Raw genomic sequence first — 6,000 nt, forward strand, 5'->3', positions numbered from 1 at the left:
CGCCTTACGCGCCGCAAAACCGTCCCTTCGGGACGGTTTTTTTGCTGCCGGGCAGCCTTTCTGGATGCGATTAACATGGACATACCGCCGCACGGCTACTATAGTTAAAGGATAAGACAGGCATGCAATGTCTGGCAAAAAAGGAGTAACCGCCTTGATACTACGATGCATAAAAATGGGGCTGGTCGCATTGATGACGCTGGCCTTCACCGTTCCCGCAGCTTCCCTGGCAACCGTTTCGGCCGCTCAAGGATTTAAAGATACGAACCGTCATTGGGGGGCGCTGGCGATCGAATGGGCCGCCGGTCAAGGGATCGTCGACGGCTACGAAGACGGCACATTCCGTCCCGATAACATCGTGTCCGAGCCGGAATTTCTCGCGATGCTGCTGCGCGCCTATCCTTCCCCGATCGGATCGGCCGAAATCGGGCAAGCCTGGTACGAGCCTTACTATGTCTTTGCCGCCAGCCGGCACTGGTCCTTATTGAATAATCCCGACCGCAACCGGTATAACCGCGGGTATGTCGCCCGCTTGATCGCTTCTACCCAGCAGGGGACGCTCGACTTGAACGCGTCCGTCCAATATTTGCTCGACGCCGGCCTCTCGCAAGGCAAGACAGCGGCTACTGTCGAAGGCTACCGCGCGGCGGAACCGTTATCCCGTGCCGAAGCCGTCCAGTTCATCATGAACCTGAGATCGAAAGTAACGGAGCTGAAGGCGGCTCAGGCATCCGCCGTAAAGGATGAAGCGCGCGAGGCATCCGTATCCGTGCGCGGAATCGCGATTGGCGATACGGCGGGGCAAGTGACGGCAAAGCTTGGGCAGCCCGCCCGCCAAGACGCTTCGGAGTACGGCTTCACCTGGTATGTGTATAACCAGGACTACAGCAATTACATTCAGGTTGGTATCGCCGGTGGGAAGGTCGTCGCCTTGTACTCCCCTTCCGATAACTGGCACACCGATCTGGGCATTCAAGACGGCGCTGCCCAAAGTACGGTGCACAAGCAATACGGCAGCCCGCTCACCTATATTTTGAAAGGCAACACGCGCTTCATGCTGAATAACGCCAAGGGCGAATACGATACCTACGACATCGACGGCGCTTACGTCACGTTCTTCTATGACGTCCACCGCAACGACATCGTGACCGGCGTGCAGGTGATCGGCCAGGCGACCGAGCAGGCTATGGCCGCCTTCTACGCCGGGAAGAGCGCTGCGCTCGTGCAGGCGTTCGAGCGTCAATCGTTCGATCTGGCCAATGCGGCTCGGGCCAAGCTCGGGTATGACGCGTTCGTCTGGTCGGACGCCGCCTCCGCCACCGCCCGCAAGCACAGCCAGGATATGGCCGACCGCGGCTACTTCGATCATACGAACCGCAGCGGATTGAGCCCGTTCGATCGGATGGAGAACGACGGCATCGCCTACCGTGCCGCCGCCGAGAATATCGCCGCCGGTCAGACGAGCGCCATCTTCGCCCACCACGGCTGGATGAACTCCGAGGGCCACCGCAAAAACTTGCTTAGCGATATCAAGAGGCTGGGCGTCGGCGTCGCGTTCGGCGGTCCGATGAACATTTACTATACGCAAAATTTCTTCACGCCGTAATCCGGTCACGCCCAAAAAGCGCCGCTCCAAAGGAGGGCGCTTTTTTGGGGGCGGCGACGGGCCCCCTTATGTTGACATCGCATTGTGTTACCTATAGCCCGCTCTTCTCCATAAATTCGAACAGAAACGACTGTCCGTTCCGATAGAAGCGCGGATCGTACACGCCGAGCCGCTTCTCGTCGTCCACGACGACGACGAAGGGCGACCACTCCTGCAGCGTCTTCGCCTTCGGATTCGTCTCGAAAAGCTGTGTCAGATCGGCCGTTTCTTGCGAATGAAGCTGCGTTTGCGTCGTCACGCCTGTCCACCATGTGCCGCGGGCCAAATCGACGGTCGCCCCCGACTTCCCGATGACGGTGAAGACGCCGGGAATAAAATCGGCCGACAGCGCCACCTGTTCGTAACGCTCAGACGCTTGCTGGTACAGCATATACCCCTGCGCCGACTGCAAAGCCACATGCAGCACCATCAGCAGCCAGACGAAGCGGTACACGCGGTGTGCGGGGCCGCCGGCTCCTTGTCGCCGCCGGCGCCGGTAACGAACCACCAGCCAGCCGCCGAGCATCAGCGCCCAAAACGTCAGATCCACGATCGGAATCGTGCCGAACGTAACGCGTTCCGCCGAGAACGGCTCCAAATAGCCGGTGCCCCAAGCATTGAACAAATCGCTCGTATCGTGGATGAACACAGCCAGGGCGCCGATCAGCAGCCAAAACCAGCCGCGCGTTTTCCAGATCCATCGGCCCAGCACGGCCAGCACAGCCGCCCACACCGGAACGAGAAAGACGGAATGCGTCAAGCCCCGGTGCCACATCTGATAACGGCCCGCCGTGTCCCACCACGAGGAGATGACGTCGATATCGGGAATCTGGGACCCGGCTACGGTCGTAAACAGCAGCGCCTGCTTCTCTTTGCGCGTCATCCCCGTTTTGTTAACGGCGCCGTACAACGTTAACCCGAATAACGTATGTGTGATCGTATCCATCGCTCAGGCTACACCTTCTGCCCTACAGCCGCTGAAGCAGGCTGCTTCAGAATCGGCGTCAGCACCAGAATGCCGGCCGCAAACAAGACGGCCGCCGCTTCGTACATAGCGATCAGCGAGAAAACCTCTTTCAGGACGCCGGACATGCTCATCGTCACGACCATAGCGCCCATGAACATCGGGCTGAGAATGCCGTTCACCCGACCGACGAAAGCCGAATCGGTATTTTGCAGAATGACCGTATTAATTCCGATCTGAATCGCCGGCAGCACCAGTCCTCCGAGAAACTGGGCGGCAAGGGTCAACCAGAACATCGTGGAGAAGCCGGTAATCGCCAGGCTTATCGCGCTGACGGCCATACCGACGGCGAGCATCCATTGGGGCGACATTTTCTTCGACATGCCCATGGCGATGGCTCCGCCGACAATCATCGCTACCCCGTTGGCCGTCATCAGCCACTTCAGGTTCTCTTTATCCAAGCCGAGCTGCTCGGTGATAAGAAATACGCCGAGCGGCTGAATCAGGCCGAGCGCCAGACCAGCCGTCACAAAACAGGCGCCGAGCGTCGTGAGCAGCTTACGGGACAGCACGTAACGAAAGCCCGCACCCATCTCATCCCACAGCGACGTCTTCAGGCCGCTGTCAAGCTCCGTCTCCGGATCTTTCGGCAGAAATAACAAAACCGCCGCAGAAAGCAGGAACGCAATGCCCATAATGCCGATCGCCACTCGAATGCCGTACTCCTGATAAACGAATGTGCCGAGAATCGGCCCCAAAATCATAAACAGCGCAAACATCGTCTGATACAGCGACATCCCCGCTTGAATTTTGTCCTCCGGGACATGCAGCTTAAACAGACGCATACCGGAGGGCTGAGAAAACTGCGACAGAATCGCGGAGACGAGCGTGGCGAAGAAAACCGCTTTCCACGAGCCAACCGACATCGTCAACAGAACGACGAAGATCGAAAGCGCGCTTAAGATATCGCACCAAATCATCGTCCGCTTCGGCTTCCAGCGATCCGCAAATGTCCCGCCGATGAAGGAGAAAATAAAAATAGGCGCAAACTCCGCCACCGAAATTAAAGAAACGGCCAACGAATCCCCGTTCGTTTGATCGACCACAAACAAAAGAATAGCGAAGTTCCGTACCCAAATCCCGATCTGCAACAGCAAACCGGACAACAAAATCACCTGCACGAACCGGTTGCGAAACAACCCGTCCATCCCCGCCGCTTTGGCAGCCATCTGTTTCATCCTCCAAACCTTACTAGCTATAATGTGCCCAACCAACTATAATACGACGGCCACGGCCAAAAGGTTTCTTACGTTTTCAGGAAATTCGGATATTTCCTTGCAACCGGAAACAAGCTCCGGATCGAAATCCGAAGCTTGCAAGCCGCGAGCGAAAGCGCCTGGCTTTATAAGGGGACAACTGCAGTCCGATCTTCATAAACGCGCGCCTGGATGGTGAATATGACCTTCGTCCCTTCGCCTATCTTCGACTCCACGGCGATGGTCCCGCCCATCAATTCGACGAGCCGCCTTGATATCGCCAGGCCAAGCCCGGTCCCCCCATGCTTCCTCGCCGTATTTTCCGTCTGATAGAAGGGCTGGAACAAATGCGGCAAATTCGTTTCGGCGATTCCGATGCCGGTATCCCGAACCGTGAATTCAAGCTGTAACCGATCCCCCTCGCGTTTTTTCTGGCGAATGTGAATGTCGATCCCGCCTTTTTCGGTAAATTTAACGGCATTGCCGATCAGGTTGAGCAGCACCTGCTTCAGCCGCCCTTCATCGCCGACCACCAAAGCGGGGAGCGCCTGATCCAGCTGCCAACGTACATCCAGCTCCTGCTGCTGGCATTGCCGCAGGAACAGCTGCAGCGTCTCCTCTAGCGTAACCTGCAGGCTAAAGGGGGCTTGATTCAATGTCATTTTGCCGGATTCCATCTTGGTGAAATCGAGAATGTTCTGGATGACGGTGAGCAGCCCCATGCCGCTCTTGGCGATGATCTTCACATATTCCCGCTGCTCAGCGGAGAGCGCCGTTTCCTGCAGCAGTTCGCTCATGCCGATCACGCCGTTGAGCGGGTTGCGAATCTCGTGGCTCATGAAGGCCAAAAACTCGCTCTTGATCCGCGCCACCCGTTCCGCCTCCAGCTTGGCTTGCAGCAGCTGCTTCTCCGTACGTTTCTGCTCGGTAATGTCTTTGGAAATCGTATAAATGTCAGCGATCTTCCCGTCCGCAATCATCGGCACAATCGTCGTGCTCAGAATAATCTCTTGCCCGGAACGATGACGGATTGTACATTCGACGGTTTGCGGCGTTCCCTGCAGCGCTCTTGCGAAGCAGGAACGAATCTTAAGGCTGTCGCGGCGGCTTAAAAATTGGGTGAACGGCCTGCCCAGGTAGGCGCCGGATTCGTAACCCGTGACCCGCTCCGCCGCCGGATTCGTACGCAGCAGCCGACCGTTCAGGTCGAACATACAGACCATGTCGGGATTGTGCTCGAAGATCGAATCGTATCTTTGCTTGTTCAAGTGGGCAACCCGGAGCGCGAAGCGCCCGTCCATATGCTGGCTGACGGCAACGATCGCGACGATCAGCAGCGCGGCGGCGCCGAGCCATGAGGCGAGCAGCATCTCATCAATACGAACGGCGCGATGAACGACATCGACTTGGCCCTGCGCTTTGAATTGAGCTGCCAGCATACCGAGGTTATGCACGCCCACGATCGCCGTTCCGAACACGACGGCTGCCCCGGCTTTCCTCCAAGGCGAGGATGGGCTGCGCTTTCGCCGATGCAGGAGCGAAAGCCGAATTGCGGCGAACGACAGCGCAAACGCAAGGAGGAAGGACAACGCAACCAGGTACGGTTCGTAAGACAGCACCGCGGGCAGCCGAAGCGCCGCCATGCCCGTATAGTGCATCCCGGCGATAGCCAGCCCCGTAAACAGCCCGCCGGCCAGCGATTGCAAACCGGAAACGGCGCTTCGCGCCATGACCCACAGCGCCGCCCACACCCCCGCGACCGGCAGCAGCATCGACAAGATCAAGTACGTCGTATCATAGTGTACTTCAACGGGCAGACGGTACGCCAGCATGCCGACGAAATGCATCGACCAGATGCCGAGCCCCGCGGCCACCGCACCGAGCCCCATCCCAACCGCCCTGGATCTGCCTTTCATCGTGAGTAAGCGTTCGTTTACATACAGCGCACAATAAGAAGAAAAGAAAGCAATCGATACAGAGAGCAGCACAAGAGGTAAACTGTAAGTTCCGTGCAGGTATTCCATACTTCACCTCAATTAAGTAGGCTGTATGACATAAAGTCCTCTCTATATAGTAATTCTAACGTATGATTATAAATTCCTTCTTTTCCCACGTAAACCTATAAAAGCTATTAA

General features: G+C 57.2%; 4 protein-coding genes. 1 reads left to right on the top strand and 3 read right to left on the bottom strand.

Annotated elements, in window-relative coordinates; translation table 11 throughout:
* The first annotated feature begins 154 nt into the window (after nt 1-154).
* A complete protein-coding gene (locus PVA01S_RS22605; protein WP_230876286.1) occupies nt 155-1,606 on the top strand; it encodes a CAP-associated domain-containing protein in 1,452 nt (483 codons plus the stop codon).
* 91 nt (nt 1,607-1,697) lie between these two features.
* Here the strand turns inward: PVA01S_RS22605 and PVA01S_RS22610 are convergent, their stop codons facing one another.
* From PVA01S_RS22610 to PVA01S_RS22620, 3 genes are all read right to left on the bottom strand, one after another.
* Nucleotides 1,698-2,591, bottom strand: a complete 894-nt coding sequence (locus PVA01S_RS22610; protein WP_127609749.1) for a metal-dependent hydrolase — start codon at nt 2,589-2,591, stop codon at nt 1,698-1,700.
* A gap of 8 nt (nt 2,592-2,599) precedes the next feature.
* Complete coding sequence (locus PVA01S_RS22615) at nt 2,600-3,838, bottom strand: MFS transporter (protein ID WP_054798055.1); 1,239 nt, start codon at nt 3,836-3,838, stop codon at nt 2,600-2,602.
* Nucleotides 3,839-4,011: 173 nt separating this feature from the next.
* On the bottom strand, nt 4,012-5,889 hold the full coding sequence (locus tag PVA01S_RS22620) for an MHYT domain-containing protein (protein WP_127609751.1): 1,878 nt from the start codon (nt 5,887-5,889) through the stop codon (nt 4,012-4,014).
* Between the last annotated feature and the right edge of the window lie 111 nt (nt 5,890-6,000).

It is taken from the genome of Paenibacillus validus NBRC 15382 (genome assembly GCF_004000985.1).
GTDB lineage: Bacteria > Bacillota > Bacilli > Paenibacillales > NBRC-103111 > Paenibacillus_G > Paenibacillus_G validus.

Bases quoted from the DNA above. Each gene is read 5' to 3' on its own strand.
- PVA01S_RS22610 (WP_127609749.1), bottom strand. From the start codon at position 2,591: ATGGATACGATCACACATACGTTATTCGGGTTAACGTTGTACGGCGCC.
- PVA01S_RS22615 (WP_054798055.1), bottom strand. From the start codon at position 3,838: ATGGCTGCCAAAGCGGCGGGGATGGACGGGTTGTTTCGCAACCGGTTC.
- PVA01S_RS22620 (WP_127609751.1), bottom strand. From the start codon at position 5,889: ATGGAATACCTGCACGGAACTTACAGTTTACCTCTTGTGCTGCTCTCT.